Consider the following 15,939-nt stretch of genomic DNA (forward strand, 5'->3'; position numbering starts at 1 on the left):
TAGCCGTCAAGCGGGTCATGCTTTATTATCCGACATCTTTTTCAGCCCATCGAGAGGCGTGCGGCCCCCCCGCGGGCAGATGGCGCGCAGGAAGCCCGGATTAATAAGATGGCATTGAAATCCCCCGCGTTTCGTAGAAAGTTTCCGTTGCTCATAACCGGCAGTTTGCTGGCGATGCAACCTCTAGCCACTCAGTTCGCGGTAGCCGCGGAACAGTATGACTGCTCAGTCTCTGCTTCGGGTGCCTGGAATTGCGCGCCGAAAAGCAATGCAGTCGAGCTGCCTCCGCGTCCAGTGCACAGCACGACGTCGGTCAGCTCCAACGGCACTGTCACGTCGGACAGTAGCTCCACCAGCGAACCTGCCGTGGCCAAGCCGCAGTTGGTGACCGAAGCCAAAGGGCGCGGTCTCAAGTCGCGTAGTGCTGACTACAGCCACCTTGACTGGGTTCCTCGCGAAAGCCTGACGCCTGCTCAGCTCGCAGAAACCGGACCTTATTGCTCCGGGGCCTACGTTGAGCCGATTCGTCCTGGCATGGATGACAAGACGCCGAAGAAAGACGCGCCGATGTTCATCGGTGCCAAGGCTTCGCGTTATCAGCAAGAAGAGCAGATTGCTTCGCTGGCCGGTGACGTCGTTCTGCGTCAGGGCAGCATGCAGGTCCAGGCCCAGGAGGCCAACCTGTATCAAGCCGAAAACCGCGGCGAGTTGAACGGCGATGTCCGTATGCGCGACAACGGCGCTCTCATCGTCGGTGACCGTGCCGAGCTGCAACTGGACACCGGTGAGGCCCAGATCGACAACGCAGAGTACGTGCTGCACAAGTCGAACGTGCGCGGTAACGCCCTGTATGCCAAGCGTGCCGAGAACGCGATCATTCGCCTCAAGGACGGTACGTACACCACGTGCGAACCGAACAGCAACGCGTGGACGCTCAAAGGCAACAACATCACGCTGAACCCGGCCACCGGCTTCGGTACGGCGACCAACGCCACCCTTCGGGTCAAAGACATACCGGTGCTCTACACCCCGTACATCTACTTCCCGATCGATGATCGTCGCCAGTCAGGTTTCCTGCCGCCGTCGTTCAGTACCAGCACCGATACCGGCTTCATGCTGGTAACGCCGTACTATTTCAACCTGGCACCGAACTACGATGCCACGCTCTATCCTCGTTACATGTCCAAACGCGGCATGTTGATGGAAGGCGAGTTCCGCTATCTGACCAAAAGCAGCGAAGGTCAAATCGGCGGCGCTTACCTAAACGACGACGACGACGAGCGCAAGGACCAGAGTGACTACAAAGACACACGCTGGATGATGAACTGGCAGCACAAGGGTGGCCTCGACTCCCGCTGGCTGACCCATGTTGATTACACCGATATCAGCGATCCGTACTACTTCCAGGACCTGGAATCGGATCAGATTGGTGTTGAGCAGTCGGAATTCCTCAACCAGCAGGGTTCCTTGACGTACCGTGGCGATAACTTCAATGCCGTTTTCAATGCCCAGGCTTACAAGCTGGCGACGGTATCGAGAATCACACCATACGACCGCTTGCCACAGATCACCTTCAATGGGTCATTGCCTTACCATCCAGGTGGTTTGCAGTTCGACTATGAGACGGAAGCAGTGCGCTTCGACCGTGACTTGCGCGACGGCACCTATATCAATCAGGACGGCCTCCCTGAGACCCGCCTGGACCAAAACGTTTCCGGCCTGGCACGCGCCAACGGCGACCGTTTGAATCTTGCACCATCGGTCAGCCTTCCCATGAACTGGAGCTACGGGTTCCTGACGCCGAAACTGAAGTATGTTTATACCCAGTACGATCTGGATCTGGACGCGAGAGGCAAGGCATCCCTGCTTGCCGATGAAGACTACAGCAGCAGCCAAAACCGAAGCGTACCGATCTTCAGCGTCGACAGCGGCCTGTACTTTGACCGGAACACCAACTGGTTTGGCAAGGACTATCGTCAAACGCTGGAACCTCGTTTGTTCTATCTCTATGTCCCAGAGAAAGATCAGTCCGACATTCCGGTTTTTGACAGTTCCGAAACCACTTTCAACTATGCCTCGCTGTTTCGCGATAACCGTTTCACAGGTTCAGACCGCATTGGTGACGAGAACAAGCTTTCGCTGGGTGTTACCAACCGCTGGATTGAAGACAATGGTTTCCAGCGTCAGCGCTTCAGCATAGGTCAGGCTCTGTACTTCAAGGATCGTGAAGTTCAACTGCCGGGCGTGGTCTTCAAGGACCGTGATGATGCGCAGGCTAACGTCTCGCCTTACGCACTTGAATATGAGTATCGCTTCAACCGCGACTGGCGTTTGAATTCCGACTTCAACTGGGATCCGGACAGCCGCAGCACCCGCTCGGGCAGTGCGATGTTCCACTACCAGCCTGAAGATAACCCGAACAAGGTTGTCAACTTCGGCTACCGCTATCGCGACGACCAGATTCGCTACGACCAGACTACCGGTCGATGGACAGTGGGTGGTGGCGATTACGGCACTCCGGGTCAACCGGGTTACGTGAAGGACTACTACAAGATCCAGCAGCACGACTTCTCGGTCATCTGGCCGATCGTGCCACAGTGGAACGCAATCAGCCGCTGGCAGTATGACTACAACCGCGATCGCACAATCGAGGCCTTTGGTGGCTTCGAATATGACAACTGCTGTTGGAAACTACGCCTGATCAGCCGTTACTGGATTGATTACGACGAGTTCAGCCAGAACGAGCCTGAGAACGAGAAAGGCGACCACGGCGTATTCCTACAAATTGTGTTGAAGGGACTGGGCGGTGTAACTGGCGCCAAGGTAGAGAGTTTCCTCGACAAAGGCATCCAAGGTTATCGTGAACGTGAAGACCAAGCTTTCTGATTGTCTGCGCCCGCTAATGCTGGGCGCGTTACTCCTGGGAACTGCAGCTCACGCGGCAGTTCAGCAACTGGACAGCGTTGCAGCCATCGTCGATAACGATGTGATCATGAAGAGCCAGGTGGACCAGCGTGTCCGCGAGGTTCAACAGACCATCGCCAAACGCGGTTCAGGTGTTCCTCCTGCCGAGGCTCTGCAGCCACAGGTTCTGGAACGTCTGATTCTGGAAAATCTGCAGCTGCAGATAGGCGACCGCTCCGGCATTCGCATTACTGATGAAGAGCTGAACCAGGCAATCGGCACCATTGCTGAACGCAACAACATGAGCGTGGAACAATTCCGCGCCGCGTTGGCCCATGACGGTCTTTCCTACAACGATGCGCGTGAGCAGGTTCGTCGGGAAATGATCATCAGCCGGGTGCGTCAACGCCGTGTGGCCGAGCGCATTCAGGTATCGGAACAGGAAGTGAAGAACTTTCTGGCTTCCGGTCAGGGCCAGGCTCAGTTGTCAGAAGAGTTCCACCTGGCGAACATCCTGATTGCTACGCCTGACAGCGCCTCGTCAGACCAGATTCAGGCGGCTGCGCGCAAGGCTCAGGATCTGTACAGCAAGCTCAAGCAAGGCGCTGACTTCGGTCAGGCAGCCATTGCCAACTCGGCCAGCGAAAGCGCCCTTGAAGGTGGCGACATGGGCTGGCGTAAAGCCGCTCAACTGCCGCCTCCATTTGGTGACATGCTGGGTTCGATGCCGGTTGGCGACGTTACGCCTCCAGCCCGTACTCCGGGCGGTTTCATTATCCTCAAGCTGCTGGAGAAGCGTGGCGGCCAGGGTCAGGCACAGATGCGCGATGAAGTTCACGTGCGTCATATCCTGATCAAGCCAAGCGAAATTCGTAGCGAAGAGGAAACCCGGCGTCTGGCGCAGAAGATCTATGATCGCATTCAGAACGGCGATGACTTCGCTGAACTGGCGAAGAGCTTCTCGGAAGATCCGGGCTCGGCACTCAACGGTGGTGACCTGAACTGGGTAGATCCGAACTCGCTGGTTCCGGAGTTCCGTCAGGTCATGAACGACACGCCGCAAGGCACCTTGTCCAAGCCGTTCAAGACTGCCTATGGCTGGCACGTGCTGGAAGTTCTGGGCCGTCGCGCCACGGACGCGACCAACCAGGCGCGCGACCAACAGGCCCTGATGGTATTGCGTAACCGCAAGTATGACGAAGAGCTGCAAACCTGGTTGCGTCAGATCCGTGACGAAGCCTACGTTGAGATCAAGCTCCCTGGCGCAGCCCAGGCTGCACAGTGAAACCCCGGCGTTTCGCACTGACACCCGGCGAGCCGGCCGGCATTGGTCCTGACCTTTGCCTGCTGCTCGCCACGCAACTTCAGCCACACCCCCTTATCGCCATTACCAGCCGCGACCTGCTCACCGAGCGGGCCGCGCACCTGGGCGTGGTTGTCGATCTGATCTGCGTCACACCTGATGCCTTCCCGGACACCGCCGCGCCTGCCGGCAGCCTTTACGTCTGGGATACGCCACTGCAAGAACCGGTGATTACGGGCCAACTGAACAAAGCGAATGGCGCGTTCGTTCTGGAAACCCTGACCCGCGCCGGACAAGGCTGCATGGACGGCCACTTCGCCGGGATGATTACGGCCCCGGTCCATAAGGGCGTCATCAACGAAAGCGGTATCGCCTTTTCTGGCCATACCGAGTTTCTTGCCGAGCTGACCGGGACTGAACAAGTGGTGATGATGCTGGCAACCGGCGATCTGCGTGTCGCCCTGGTCACCACTCACCTGCCGCTACGCGAAGTCGCTGACGCTATTACTCCTGAGCGCCTGGAACGTGTGACACGCATCCTGCACGCGGATCTGGTGAACAAGTTCGGCATCGCCCGGCCGCGCATCCTGGTGTGCGGGCTTAACCCCCACGCCGGAGAAAGCGGGCACCTGGGGCGCGAAGAGATCGACATCATAGAACCTGCTTTGGAGCGTCTGCGCAGCGAGGGCCTGGATCTACGCGGGCCACTGCCAGCTGACACTCTGTTTACCCCCAAATATCTGGAGCACTGCGACGCAGTGCTGGCGATGTACCACGACCAGGGCCTGCCTGTACTCAAGTACAAAGGCTTCGGTGCTGCCGTCAACGTGACCCTCGGTTTGCCGATTGTCCGCACCTCTGTCGACCACGGCACTGCGCTGGATCTGGCAGGCACCGGCAACATCGACACCGGCAGCCTGCAGGTCGCTCTGGAAACCGCCTATCAGATGGCCGAGACCCATTCATGACCGAGCAATTTCAACACAAGGCGCGCAAGCGCTTCGGACAAAACTTCCTGCATGACGCGGGCGTGATCGACAAGATCCTGCGAGCCATACGTGCCCGTCCGGAAGACCGCCTGCTTGAGATCGGGCCCGGCCAGGGCGCCCTGACCCAAGGCTTGCTCGGCAGCGGCGCACAGCTGGACGTCGTGGAACTGGACAAAGACCTGATCCCGATCCTGATCCACCAGTTTGGCAACAAGCCCAATTTCAACCTGCATCAAGGCGACGCACTGAAATTCGACTTCACCTCGCTCGACGCACCGGCCAATAGCCTGCGCGTCGTCGGCAACCTGCCTTACAACATCTCCACGCCGCTGATTTTCCATCTGCTGCACAACGCCAACTTGATTCGCGACATGCACTTCATGCTGCAGAAGGAAGTGGTTGAGCGCATGGCAGCGGTTCCCGGCGGCGGTGATTACGGTCGCCTGTCGATCATGGTTCAGTACCATTGCCGGGTTGAGCACCTGTTCAACGTCGGACCGGGCGCTTTCAACCCGCCACCAAAGGTGGACTCGGCAATTGTCCGCCTTGTGCCCCACGAAACACTGCCGCATCCGGCCAAGGATCATCGCCTGCTGGAGCGCGTGGTACGTGAAGCGTTCAATCAGCGCCGCAAGACATTGCGCAACACACTCAAGTTACTGCTTAGCAGTGACGATATTACTGCTGCCGGGGTCGATGGCAGTCTGCGCCCCGAGCAACTGGACCTGGCCGCCTTCGTTCGCCTCGCTGACAAGCTGAGCGAAATGCCAGCACAGGCCTGAGCTCGCAGGACATGTAGATGATCGAAGTCTGATTGGTCATTTATCGTTTACATGTCCTAGACTGATTCCACCGGCTTTCCGGTTTTATCCGCATCCGCTTCCAAGGCCTTCCGAATGCCCGATTCCCGATACCAGGTCGACGTCAGCGTCGTCACACGCTTCCTGGCAGAGCAGTCACAACCCGAGCAGAATCGCTTTGCCTTTGCCTACACCGTCACCGTCCACAATAGCGGCGAATTGCCTGCCAAGTTGATGTCCCGGCATTGGGTAATCACTGATGGTGATGGCCATGTCGAAGAGGTACGCGGTGAGGGCGTGGTGGGGCAACAACCTTTGATTGCTGCCGGGAAGAGTCATACTTACAGCAGCGGCACCGTGATGACGACGAAAGTTGGCAACATGCAGGGCTCATATCAAATGCTCGCAGACGACGGCAAGCGCTTCGATGCGGTCATCGCTCCGTTTCGCCTGGCGGTGCCGGGGTCTCTTCACTGATGGCGGTGTACGCCGTTGGTGACCTGCAAGGTTGCCTCGAACCTCTGCAGTGCCTGCTGGAACATGTGAATTTCGACCCTGCCAGGGATCGACTCTGGCTGGTGGGCGATCTGGTCAACCGCGGCCCTCAGTCGCTGGAAACCCTGCGCTTTCTGTACAGCATCCGCGACTCGGTCAACTGCGTACTCGGTAACCACGATCTGCATATGCTTGCCGCGTCGCGCAACATTGAGCGCCTGAAGAAAGGCGATACGCTGCGTCCCATTCTTGAGGCACCCGATTGCAACGATCTGCTGCAATGGGTGCGGCGGCAAAAGCTGCTGCACTACGATGCCGAGCGCAACGTTGCCATGGCTCACGCCGGTATCCCTCCCCAGTGGACCTTGAAAAAAGCCCTCAAGCTTGCCGCTGAGGTGGAGGCCGCCCTGCTTGATGACTCGCTCTACCAACCGTTCCTTGACGGAATGTATGGCAACGAGCCGAACAAGTGGGACCCCGAACTGCATGGCGTCGCACGGCTACGGGTTATCACCAACTACTTCACCCGCATGCGCTTCTGCACCAGCGACGGCAAGCTGGACCTCAAGGGCAAGGAAGGAATCGAAACCGCCCTGCCCGGCTATGCGCCCTGGTTCAAGCATCAGGACCGCCGGACACGCGATGTGAAAATCATCTTCGGTCACTGGGCTGCGCTGGAGGGCCGTTGCGATGAGCCCGATGTCTACGCGCTGGACACCGGCTGCGTCTGGGGCTCTGCGATGACAATGCTTAATGTCGATACCTTCGAGCGGTATCTCTGCGATTGCGATGAGCACGGCAATGCTGAATCAGGTGCGACCCGAACCATTCTGCATGACCCGGCAGGCGTGATCAGGCGTTAAACTCAGCACAACGTACTTCAACTGTAGGAGCTGCCGAAGGCTGCGAAAGCGGTATATCTGCCACACCTCCATTCGCAGCCTTCGGCAGCTCCTACAGAATCACACCCCGGATAACATTCAAAGGAGCCAACCATGACCGAATTCAAACGTATCCCGCCAGAACAGGCTCAAGCCCTTCGCGAACAAGGTGCCGTGCTGGTGGACGTTCGCGATCCACAGGCCTTCGCCGGCAATCACATCCCTGACTCCCAACACCTGGACAACCAATCCATTGCCGATTTCATCCGCAATGCAGATCTGGATAAACCGGTAGTCGTAGTCTGCTATCACGGTAACTCCAGCCAGAGCGCTGCGGCCTATCTGGTGAATCAGGGTTTCTCCGATGTATACAGCATGGACGGTGGCTTCGAGCTATGGCGCAATACCTTTCCCGCTGATACAGCCCAGAGCTGACAGAAAATATTTTTATTGCAGTTGATCCCGCGTCCTGCGCGGGCTCGCGACCTAACTGACGGACGGTCTGTCAGTCTTTCTGCTCATCCCTTCTTTATCTTTCCGATTCCGAACTATCCTTAGCCTCAGGCCATCCGTAATCAGGGGAGAGCCGGTACACCGGCGCGTGGGTCATCGGTAGCTACTTTTATGGTGTTTGGGGGGTAAACGGCATCCGGATTCTCGGCTGCTGCCAACATCGACTGACGATCCGCCGCCGGCTCTACGTATCGAGCGAGGTGACGTCATGAGTATTTTTAGCCACTTCCAACAACGCTTTGAATCGACACGGCAGGAGGAGCTCTCCTTACAGGAGTATCTAGAGCTCTGTAAGCAGGATCGCAGCGCTTATGCGTCTGCGGCAGAAAGACTGTTGCTTGCTATCGGCGAGCCGGAGCTGGTTGATACCTCGACCAACTCCCGGCTCTCGAGGATCTTTTCCAATAAGGTCATCCGCCGCTACCCGGCCTTTGCTGACTTCCATGGGATGGAAGAATGCATCGACCAGATCGTCTCGTACTTCCGCCATGCCGCTCAGGGCCTGGAAGAGAAGAAACAGATCCTTTATCTGCTCGGCCCGGTGGGTGGCGGTAAGTCATCGCTGGCTGAAAAACTCAAACAACTGATCGAAAAAGTCCCGTTCTACGCGATCAAGGGCTCGCCGGTTTTCGAATCTCCGCTCGGTTTGTTCAACGCAACCGAAGACGGTGCGATTCTCGAAGAAGACTTCGGTATCCCGCGTCGCTATCTGAGCACCATCATGTCGCCCTGGGCGACCAAACGTCTGGCTGAGTTCGGGGGCGACATCAGCCAGTTCAAAGTGGTCAAACTCTATCCATCGATTCTCAACCAGATCGCGGTGGCCAAAACCGAGCCGGGCGACGAGAACAACCAGGACATTTCTGCACTGGTGGGTAAGGTCGATATCCGCAAACTCGAGGAATACCCACAGAACGATGCCGACGCCTACAGCTATTCTGGCGCGCTGTGCCGGGCCAACCAGGGCCTGATGGAATTCGTCGAAATGTTCAAGGCACCTATCAAGGTGCTGCACCCACTGCTTACCGCTACCCAGGAAGGTAACTACAACAGTACCGAAGGTCTGGGCGCGATTCCGTTCACCGGTATTCTGCTGGCCCACTCCAACGAATCGGAATGGCACAGCTTCCGCAACAACAAGAACAACGAAGCGTTTATCGACCGGATCTACATCGTCAAAGTGCCGTACTGCCTGCGCGTGAGCGATGAGATCAAGATTTACGACAAGCTTCTGTTCAACAGCTCATTGTCCAAGGCCCATTGCGCTCCAGACACCCTGAAAATGCTTGCGCAGTTCACTACCCTGTCGCGCTTGAAAGAGCCGGATAACTCCAACATCTACTCCAAGATGCGCGTGTATGACGGCGAAAACCTCAAGGATACCGATCCAAAGGCCAAGTCGATTCAGGAGTACCGTGACGGCGCAGGCGTCGATGAAGGCATGAATGGCCTGTCCACACGTTTTGCGTTCAAGATTCTTTCCAAGGTGTTCAACTTCGATCCACACGAAATCGCAGCCAACCCGGTGCATTTGTTGTACGTGCTGGAGCAGCAGATCGAGCAGGAGCAATTCCAGGCTGAAACCCGCGAGCGCTATCTACGGTTCATCAAGGAATACCTGGCACCGCGCTACATCGAGTTCATCGGCAAGGAAATCCAGACCGCGTATCTGGAGTCCTACAGCGAATACGGACAAAACATCTTTGACCGCTACGTGCTGTACGCGGACTTCTGGATTCAGGATCAGGAATACCGCGACCCGGAAACCGGAGAAATCCTCAACCGCGTGGCCCTGAACGAAGAACTGGAAAAGATAGAGAAACCGGCCGGCATCAGTAATCCGAAGGATTTCCGTAACGAAATCGTCAACTTCGTATTGCGGGCCCGCGCTAACAACAACGGCAAAAACCCGACCTGGCTCAGCTACGAAAAACTGCGCGTGGTGATCGAGAAGAAAATGTTCTCCAACACCGAGGACCTCCTTCCCGTCATCAGCTTCAACGCAAAAGCCAGCAAAGAGGATCAACAGAAACACAACGACTTTGTTACCAGGATGGTCGAGCGGGGCTATACCGACAAACAGGTACGGCTTCTTTCCGAATGGTACCTACGGGTCCGGAAGTCGCAGTAAGGCAGCTGCAAGCGTCCAGCTACAAGCTGCAAGAAAGAAGCGCGTGAAATCTGATAGCCGGGTAATTGCTTCTACTTGCAGCTTGCAGCTCACAACTTGAAGCTCCCCGGAGGGGCCTATGAGCTATGTGATCGACCGACGTCTCAATGGCAAGAACAAGAGCACGGTAAACCGCCAGCGGTTTTTGCGGCGTTACCGTGATCACATCAAGAAAGCAGTCGAAGAAGCCGTCAGCCGCCGTTCCATCACTGATATGGAACATGGCGAGCAAATCAGCATTCCCGGTCGCGACATCGACGAACCGGTGCTCCATCACGGTCGTGGCGGCAAGCAGACCGTGGTTCATCCGGGTAACAAGGAATTCACCTCGGGTGAGCACATTGCCCGCCCACAAGGCGGTGGCGGAGGCAAAGGGCCGGGCAAAGCCAGTAATTCCGGCGAAGGCATGGATGAGTTTGTCTTTCAGATTACTCAGGAAGAGTTTCTGGAGTTCATGTTCGAAGACCTTGAACTGCCCAACCTGGTCAAACGCAACCTGACCGGCACCGACACCTTCAAAACCGTACGCGCCGGCATCAGTAACGAGGGCAACCCATCGCGCATCAATATCATCCGCACCCTGCGTTCCGCTCACGCACGTCGCATTGCACTGTCCGGCAGCAGCCGCGCCAAACTCAGAGAAACCATCACTGAGCTGGATCGTCTGAAGCGCGAAGAACCCGACAACTTCGGCGATATTCAGGAGCTGGAGTCTGAAGTTGATCGCCTGAAGGCCCGCATTCGCCGGGTACCGTATCTCGATACCTTCGACCTCAAATACAACCTGCTGGTCAAACAACCAAACCCAAGCTCCAAAGCGGTCATGTTCTGCCTCATGGACGTGTCGGGTTCCATGACGCAAGCCACCAAAGATATCGCCAAGCGCTTCTTCATCCTGTTGTACCTGTTCCTCAAGCGTAATTACGACAAGATCGAAGTGGTCTTTATCCGCCATCACACCAGCGCCCGGGAAGTCGACGAGGAAGAATTCTTCTATTCGCGGGAAACCGGCGGCACCATCGTTTCCAGCGCACTCAAGCTGATGCAGGAAATCATGGCTGAGCGTTACCCCACCAACGAATGGAATATCTACGCGGCTCAAGCGTCGGACGGCGACAACTGGAATGACGACTCGCCTATTTGTCGCGACATTCTGATCAAGCAGATCATGCCGTTTGTTCAGTACTACACGTACGTGGAGATTACTCCACGTGAACATCAGGCCTTGTGGTTCGAATACGAACGTATCGGTGAAGCATTCGCCGACACGTTTGCCCAGCAGCAGCTGGTCTCTGCCGGTGATATCTATCCGGTATTCCGTGAACTCTTCCAGCGCAGGTTAGTGACATGACCGCTAGAGAGCAGAAGCGCCAACCCCTGTCCACGGGTTCCGAGTGGACGTTTGAACTCATTCAGGCCTACGACCGCGAGATCAGCCGTATCGCGGAACGCTATGCGCTGGATACCTATCCCAACCAGATTGAAGTGATCACGGCCGAGCAGATGATGGATGCTTATGCCTCAGTGGGTATGCCCTTGGGCTATCACCACTGGTCCTACGGCAAACACTTCCTGAGCACGGAGAAATCCTACACACGTGGCCAGATGGGTCTGGCCTATGAAATCGTCATCAACTCTGATCCTTGTATCGCTTACCTGATGGAAGAGAACACCATCTGCATGCAGGCACTGGTAGTGGCCCACGCCTGCTACGGGCACAACAGCTTTTTCAAGGGTAACTACCTGTTCCGAACCTGGACCGACGCCAGCTCGATCATTGATTACTTGGTGTTTGCCAAGCAGTACATCATGCAATGCGAAGAACGCCACGGTATCGATGCCGTCGAAGACCTGCTCGACTCCTGCCATGCACTCATGAACTATGGCGTGGACCGCTATAAACGCCCTTACCCAATCTCGGCCGAAGAAGAACGCCGTCGACAGAAAGACCGGGAAGAGCACCTTCAGAAGCAGATCAATGATCTGTGGCGCACTATCCCTAAAAACGCCGACAAAAACAGCAAAGAGGACAACGCTCGTTTCCCCGCAGAACCGCAGGAAAACATACTCTACTTCATCGAAAAACATGCACCGCTGCTGGAACCATGGCAGCGTGAAATCGTACGTATCGTGCGCAAGATTGCGCAGTACTTCTATCCGCAGCGCCAGACTCAGGTGATGAACGAAGGCTGGGCGACGTTCTGGCACTACACGCTGATGAACGACCTGTATGACGAAGGTTTGGTCACCGACGGCTTCATGATGGAGTTCCTGACCTCGCATACCAGCGTCATCTATCAACCTGGTTTCGACAGCCCTTATTACAGCGGCATCAACCCCTACACGCTGGGCTTTGCCATGTATCGCGATATACGCCGCATGTGTGAAGAGCCTACCGAGGAAGATTACCGCTGGTTCCCCGAACTTGCTGGCACGGATTGGCTGACTGCCGTGAAGTTTGCCATGAGCAGCTTCAAGGACGAGAGCTTCATCCTTCAGTACCTGTCACCCAAAGTGATCCGGGATCTGAAGCTGTTCAGCATCATGGACGACGATCAGAAAGACGACCTGGTGGTGCCAGCCATTCACGATGAGCCTGGTTACCGAATCATCCGCGAAACCCTGGCGGCGCAGTACAACCTGGGCAATCGTGAGCCCAACGTGCAGATCTACAGCATCGACCGCCGCGGCGACCGCTCATTGACGCTTCGCCATCAACAGCACGACCGTAAACCCCTGTCTGAATCCACCGACGAGGTGCTCAAGCACCTGCATCGGCTCTGGGGGTTTGATATCCATCTGGAAACGCTGCAAGGCGATCAAGTCATGAAAACTCATCATGTCCCCCCAAAGAGCGAGCATGCCGACAGTGAATATCCCCGGCTTGATATGGCGGTAGTACACCTCTAGAACGCCTGTTTAATGGGATTGCTCAGCGAGGTATTTGTTTGGCACCCGATGACTATTGATTAGGTTTTACCTCCGCAAGAGCGACACAGGGTTTATCCTGTCGCGCTTACGGAGGTTTTTTATGCAGATCTATAAAGTCGGTGGCGCAGTGCGCGACCGCCTGCTGGGCAAACCGGTTACCGATGTGGATTGGGTGGTGGTAGGCGCGACCACCGACGAAATGCTGATCAAGGGCTATCGACCGGTGGGTACGGACTTCCCGGTTTTTCTTCACCCACTGACGGGCGAGGAATATGCCTTGGCCCGTACCGAACGCAAAAGTGGACGCGGATACGGCGGCTTCGTTTTTCACGCCAGCCCTGACGTTACCCTCGAAGATGACTTGATCCGTCGCGACCTGACCATCAACGCCATCGCCGAAGATAAAGAGGGCAATCTGACCGACCCTTACGGCGGCCAGAGTGACCTTGAGGCCCGCGTTTTACGCCACGTTTCCCCCGCGTTCGCCGAAGATCCACTGCGAATCTTGCGTGTAGCCCGCTTTGCCGCACGCTACGCGCCGGAAGGTTTCAGCATCGCGCCTGAAACGCTGCAACTGATGCGTCAGCTCAGCGAATCAGGCGAACTTGATGCGCTGACCCCGGAACGCAGCTGGAAGGAAATTTCCCGCGCGCTCATGGAAAAACAGCCACAAGTATTTATTCGGGTGTTGCGTGACTGCGGCGCTCTGAAGGAGCTTTTGCCAGAAGTAGACGCGCTGTTCGGCGTCCCTCAGCCAGCCGCCCATCATCCGGAAATAGACACCGGCGAGCATGTGCTGAGCGTTCTGCAACAGGCTGCCATCCACCAACAACCACTAAGCGTGCGTTGGGCCTGCCTGCTGCACGACCTGGGGAAAGGCCTGACGCCTGAAGACGAATGGCCGAGGCACATCGCCCACGAGCATACCGGCTCGCAGTTGATCAAGGCGGTTAATGCTCGCTTCAAGGTGCCACGGGAGTGTCAGGAATTGGCATTGCTTGTGGGCCAATACCACACCCATGGCCACCGGGCATTGGAGCTGAAGCCTTCTACGGTGCTGGATTTGCTGCACAGTTTTGACGTCTATCGTCGGCCTCAGCGCTTTGAAGACTTCATCATTGCCTGCGAAATGGACGCCCGAGGCCGACACGGTTTTGAGCAGCGCGATTACCCGCAAGCCGAATACCTGCGCGGCGCAGCCGAAGCGGCACGCGCGGTCTCGGTGCAGCCACTGATCGAAAAGGGCTTCAAGGGTCAGGAACTGGGCGAAGCACTCAAAGCCGAACGACTGGATGCGTTGAAGGTTTACAAGGCGCAGTACAATAGCTGAGCTTGATACGATCTCCTGTAGGAGCTGCCGAAGGCTGCGAAAACGATAGACCTGATCAATCGCTTTCGCAGCCTTCGGCAGCTCCTACAAGATTCAGCTATGCAGCAAACCTGGCGGCGTCAATTGCGTGCCCCGCCATTCAAACGCAACCGGCCACAGTTGCTGCTCAATTTTCGCGCGCTCCCAAAGCTGCTCGAAAGAGGCGCCAGCCTCAGGATGCAGACGATCCGGCGCAATCAGCGACAATGGCCACAGCACGAAGGCGTTTTTCAGGATCTCGGCACGAGGCAGGATCAAACCGTCGAAGTCACCGACCTGGTCGCCATATAGCAGCACGTCGATATCCAGCGGCAGCCCCTTTCGATCCGGAGCGTAACGGCCGTTATCGGCTTCGATAAACTTCAGGCGGCGGTCAAGCTCCATCAACGGCAGCGCGGTCAAACCCGTTACTACAAGGTTGAAGAACAGACCACTCTTGATTCCGACTGGCTGACTTTCAAACACCGGAGAACAAACGATATCGCTGACGAAGCCATCCAGCGCCTCCAGCCCCGCAATCAGGTGCCTCTCGCGCTCGATGTTACTGCCCAAACCAAGGTAAATCCGTGTCAGCGACATCCGCGCTCGATCTCCACGCCCACACCAGCAGCAGCTGCAACCGCGCCGGGCTTGGTCAGTTTCAAGTGCAGCCAGGGAATCTGGAACTCACTCATGAGCACTTCCGCCAATCGCTCAGCAAAGGTCTCCACCAACTGAAACTGCGCCTTGTCGGCAAAATCCAGAATGCGAGTGGAGACGCTGGCGTAGTCGAGTGCCTTGCTCAGATCATCACCAGCAGCGGCTGGTCGATTATCCCAGGCAAAACTCAGGTCCAGGCGCAGACACTGGCGAATGCCCCGCTCCCAGTCGTAAGCACCGATAACGGTATCGACTTCCAGACCTTCAATGAAAACTCTGTCCAAACACCACACTCCACTGCACGACAAGGGCGCGATGCGCCGTTAGAATCAGGGCTTCCCAGCCCGGAATAGTTAGCATGTTTTGGTTACTGGCGATTTTCGCCTACCTGCTTGGCTCACTGTCCTTCGCCATTCTCCTGAGCCGCCTCACTGGCAGCCCGGACCCGCGCGCCAGTGGCTCTGGCAATGCGGGCGCGACCAACATGTTGCGTCTGGCCGGCAAAAAACTCGCGATCCTGACGCTGCTCGGCGACCTGTGCAAAGGCCTGCTGCCGATACTGCTCGCCAATCTCGCCGGGATGGACCCCAAAGCACAGGCCTGGATTGGGCTCTGCGCAGTGCTGGGTCATCTGTTCCCGCTCTACTTTCGCTTCCGCGGTGGCAAAGGCGTCGCCACTGCCGCCGGTGTACTGCTTGGGCTTTATCCGCCCGCCGCCATCCTGGCAATCTGTGCGTGGGGACTGATGTTCTATATGACCCGCACCAGCTCGATCGCAGCCTTGGTCGCTACCCCGCTGACGCTGCCATTGCTCGCCTGGCAAGAACCGCGAGCGTTGCTGCCGATGACTCTGCTCACGCTGCTGATTGTCTGGCGGCACCGGGGCAATCTACGCGACCTGTTTGCCGGGCGCGAACGGCATTTTTGAATCGCCTGAATGAATCC

At 56.8% G+C, this 15,939-nt stretch carries 14 protein-coding genes; 12 read left to right on the forward strand and 2 right to left on the reverse strand.

What is annotated here, in order from left to right; all coding sequences use genetic code 11:
- The first annotated feature begins 108 nt into the window (after positions 1-108).
- The 11 genes from AO242_RS09130 (at position 109) to AO242_RS09180 (ending at position 14,316) form a co-directional block, all read left to right on the forward strand.
- Complete coding sequence (locus AO242_RS09130) at positions 109-2,886, forward strand: LPS-assembly protein LptD (RefSeq protein ID WP_099268469.1); 2,778 nt, start codon at positions 109-111, stop codon at positions 2,884-2,886.
- A complete protein-coding gene (gene surA, locus AO242_RS09135; protein WP_176560597.1) occupies positions 2,867-4,189 on the forward strand; it encodes a peptidylprolyl isomerase SurA in 1,323 nt (440 codons plus the stop codon). The genes AO242_RS09130 and surA overlap by 20 nt, the downstream gene beginning before the upstream one ends.
- The gene (gene pdxA, locus AO242_RS09140; RefSeq protein ID WP_099268471.1) at positions 4,186-5,175 is read left to right on the forward strand and encodes a 4-hydroxythreonine-4-phosphate dehydrogenase PdxA; all 990 of its coding nucleotides are present in this window, start codon (positions 4,186-4,188) and stop codon (positions 5,173-5,175) included. Before surA ends, pdxA begins: the two co-directional genes overlap by 4 nt.
- Positions 5,172-5,978 carry a 16S rRNA (adenine(1518)-N(6)/adenine(1519)-N(6))-dimethyltransferase RsmA gene (rsmA, locus tag AO242_RS09145; RefSeq protein WP_027899452.1) on the forward strand — a complete coding sequence of 269 codons (807 nt, stop codon included), beginning with the start codon at positions 5,172-5,174 and terminating at the stop codon, positions 5,976-5,978. The genes pdxA and rsmA overlap by 4 nt, the downstream gene beginning before the upstream one ends.
- 114 nt (positions 5,979-6,092) lie before the next feature.
- Complete coding sequence (gene apaG, locus AO242_RS09150; RefSeq protein ID WP_027899453.1) at positions 6,093-6,473, forward strand: Co2+/Mg2+ efflux protein ApaG; 381 nt, start codon at positions 6,093-6,095, stop codon at positions 6,471-6,473.
- Entirely contained in the window at positions 6,473-7,354 is an 882-nt protein-coding gene (locus AO242_RS09155) for a symmetrical bis(5'-nucleosyl)-tetraphosphatase (RefSeq protein ID WP_099268472.1), read from the forward strand. The genes apaG and AO242_RS09155 overlap by 1 nt, the downstream gene beginning before the upstream one ends.
- Positions 7,355-7,486: 132 nt before the next feature.
- Positions 7,487-7,807 carry a thiosulfate sulfurtransferase GlpE gene (glpE, locus tag AO242_RS09160; RefSeq protein WP_099268473.1) on the forward strand — a complete coding sequence of 107 codons (321 nt, stop codon included), beginning with the start codon at positions 7,487-7,489 and terminating at the stop codon, positions 7,805-7,807.
- A 286-nt stretch (positions 7,808-8,093) separates the two neighbouring features.
- Entirely contained in the window at positions 8,094-10,016 is a 1,923-nt protein-coding gene (locus tag AO242_RS09165) for a PrkA family serine protein kinase (protein ID WP_027899456.1), read from the forward strand.
- A gap of 118 nt (positions 10,017-10,134) precedes the next feature.
- Positions 10,135-11,406, forward strand: coding sequence for a YeaH/YhbH family protein (locus AO242_RS09170; protein WP_027899457.1), 1,272 nt, complete (start codon positions 10,135-10,137; stop codon positions 11,404-11,406).
- Positions 11,403-12,965: a SpoVR family protein gene (locus AO242_RS09175; protein ID WP_099268474.1), complete on the forward strand. Its 1,563-nt coding sequence runs from the start codon at positions 11,403-11,405 to the stop codon at positions 12,963-12,965. Before AO242_RS09170 ends, AO242_RS09175 begins: the two co-directional genes overlap by 4 nt.
- Before the next feature lie 121 nt (positions 12,966-13,086).
- The gene (locus tag AO242_RS09180; protein ID WP_099268475.1) at positions 13,087-14,316 is read left to right on the forward strand and encodes a multifunctional CCA addition/repair protein; all 1,230 of its coding nucleotides are present in this window, start codon (positions 13,087-13,089) and stop codon (positions 14,314-14,316) included.
- A 93-nt stretch (positions 14,317-14,409) separates the two neighbouring features.
- Here AO242_RS09180 and folK read toward each other — a convergent pair whose 3' ends face one another.
- Positions 14,410-14,934, reverse strand: a complete 525-nt coding sequence (gene folK, locus AO242_RS09185) for a 2-amino-4-hydroxy-6-hydroxymethyldihydropteridine diphosphokinase (protein WP_099268476.1) — start codon at positions 14,932-14,934, stop codon at positions 14,410-14,412.
- Entirely contained in the window at positions 14,925-15,278 is a 354-nt protein-coding gene (gene folB / locus AO242_RS09190; RefSeq protein WP_027899460.1) for a dihydroneopterin aldolase, read from the reverse strand. Before folB ends, folK begins: the two co-directional genes overlap by 10 nt.
- A gap of 74 nt (positions 15,279-15,352) precedes the next feature.
- Here folB and plsY point away from each other — a divergent pair, with 74 nt between their 5' ends.
- Positions 15,353-15,922, forward strand: coding sequence for a glycerol-3-phosphate 1-O-acyltransferase PlsY (gene plsY / locus AO242_RS09195; protein ID WP_099268477.1), 570 nt, complete (start codon positions 15,353-15,355; stop codon positions 15,920-15,922).
- The last annotated feature ends 17 nt before the right edge of the window (positions 15,923-15,939 follow it).

This window comes from Pseudomonas sp. ICMP 561 (assembly GCF_002699985.1).
Taxonomy (GTDB): domain Bacteria; phylum Pseudomonadota; class Gammaproteobacteria; order Pseudomonadales; family Pseudomonadaceae; genus Aquipseudomonas; species Aquipseudomonas quasicaspiana.

Excerpts from the sequence above, each read along its gene's own strand:
- AO242_RS09130 (WP_099268469.1), top strand. The coding sequence starts at position 109 with ATGGCATTGAAATCCCCCGCGTTTCGTAGAAAGTTTCCGTTGCTCATA.
- rsmA (WP_027899452.1), top strand. The coding sequence starts at position 5,172 with ATGACCGAGCAATTTCAACACAAGGCGCGCAAGCGCTTCGGACAAAAC.
- apaG (WP_027899453.1), top strand. The coding sequence starts at position 6,093 with ATGCCCGATTCCCGATACCAGGTCGACGTCAGCGTCGTCACACGCTTC.
- AO242_RS09155 (WP_099268472.1), top strand. The coding sequence starts at position 6,473 with ATGGCGGTGTACGCCGTTGGTGACCTGCAAGGTTGCCTCGAACCTCTG.
- glpE (WP_099268473.1), top strand. The coding sequence starts at position 7,487 with ATGACCGAATTCAAACGTATCCCGCCAGAACAGGCTCAAGCCCTTCGC.
- AO242_RS09165 (WP_027899456.1), top strand. The coding sequence starts at position 8,094 with ATGAGTATTTTTAGCCACTTCCAACAACGCTTTGAATCGACACGGCAG.
- AO242_RS09170 (WP_027899457.1), top strand. The coding sequence starts at position 10,135 with ATGAGCTATGTGATCGACCGACGTCTCAATGGCAAGAACAAGAGCACG.
- AO242_RS09175 (WP_099268474.1), top strand. The coding sequence starts at position 11,403 with ATGACCGCTAGAGAGCAGAAGCGCCAACCCCTGTCCACGGGTTCCGAG.
- AO242_RS09180 (WP_099268475.1), top strand. The coding sequence starts at position 13,087 with ATGCAGATCTATAAAGTCGGTGGCGCAGTGCGCGACCGCCTGCTGGGC.
- folK (WP_099268476.1), bottom strand. The coding sequence starts at position 14,934 with ATGTCGCTGACACGGATTTACCTTGGTTTGGGCAGTAACATCGAGCGC.
- plsY (WP_099268477.1), top strand. The coding sequence starts at position 15,353 with ATGTTTTGGTTACTGGCGATTTTCGCCTACCTGCTTGGCTCACTGTCC.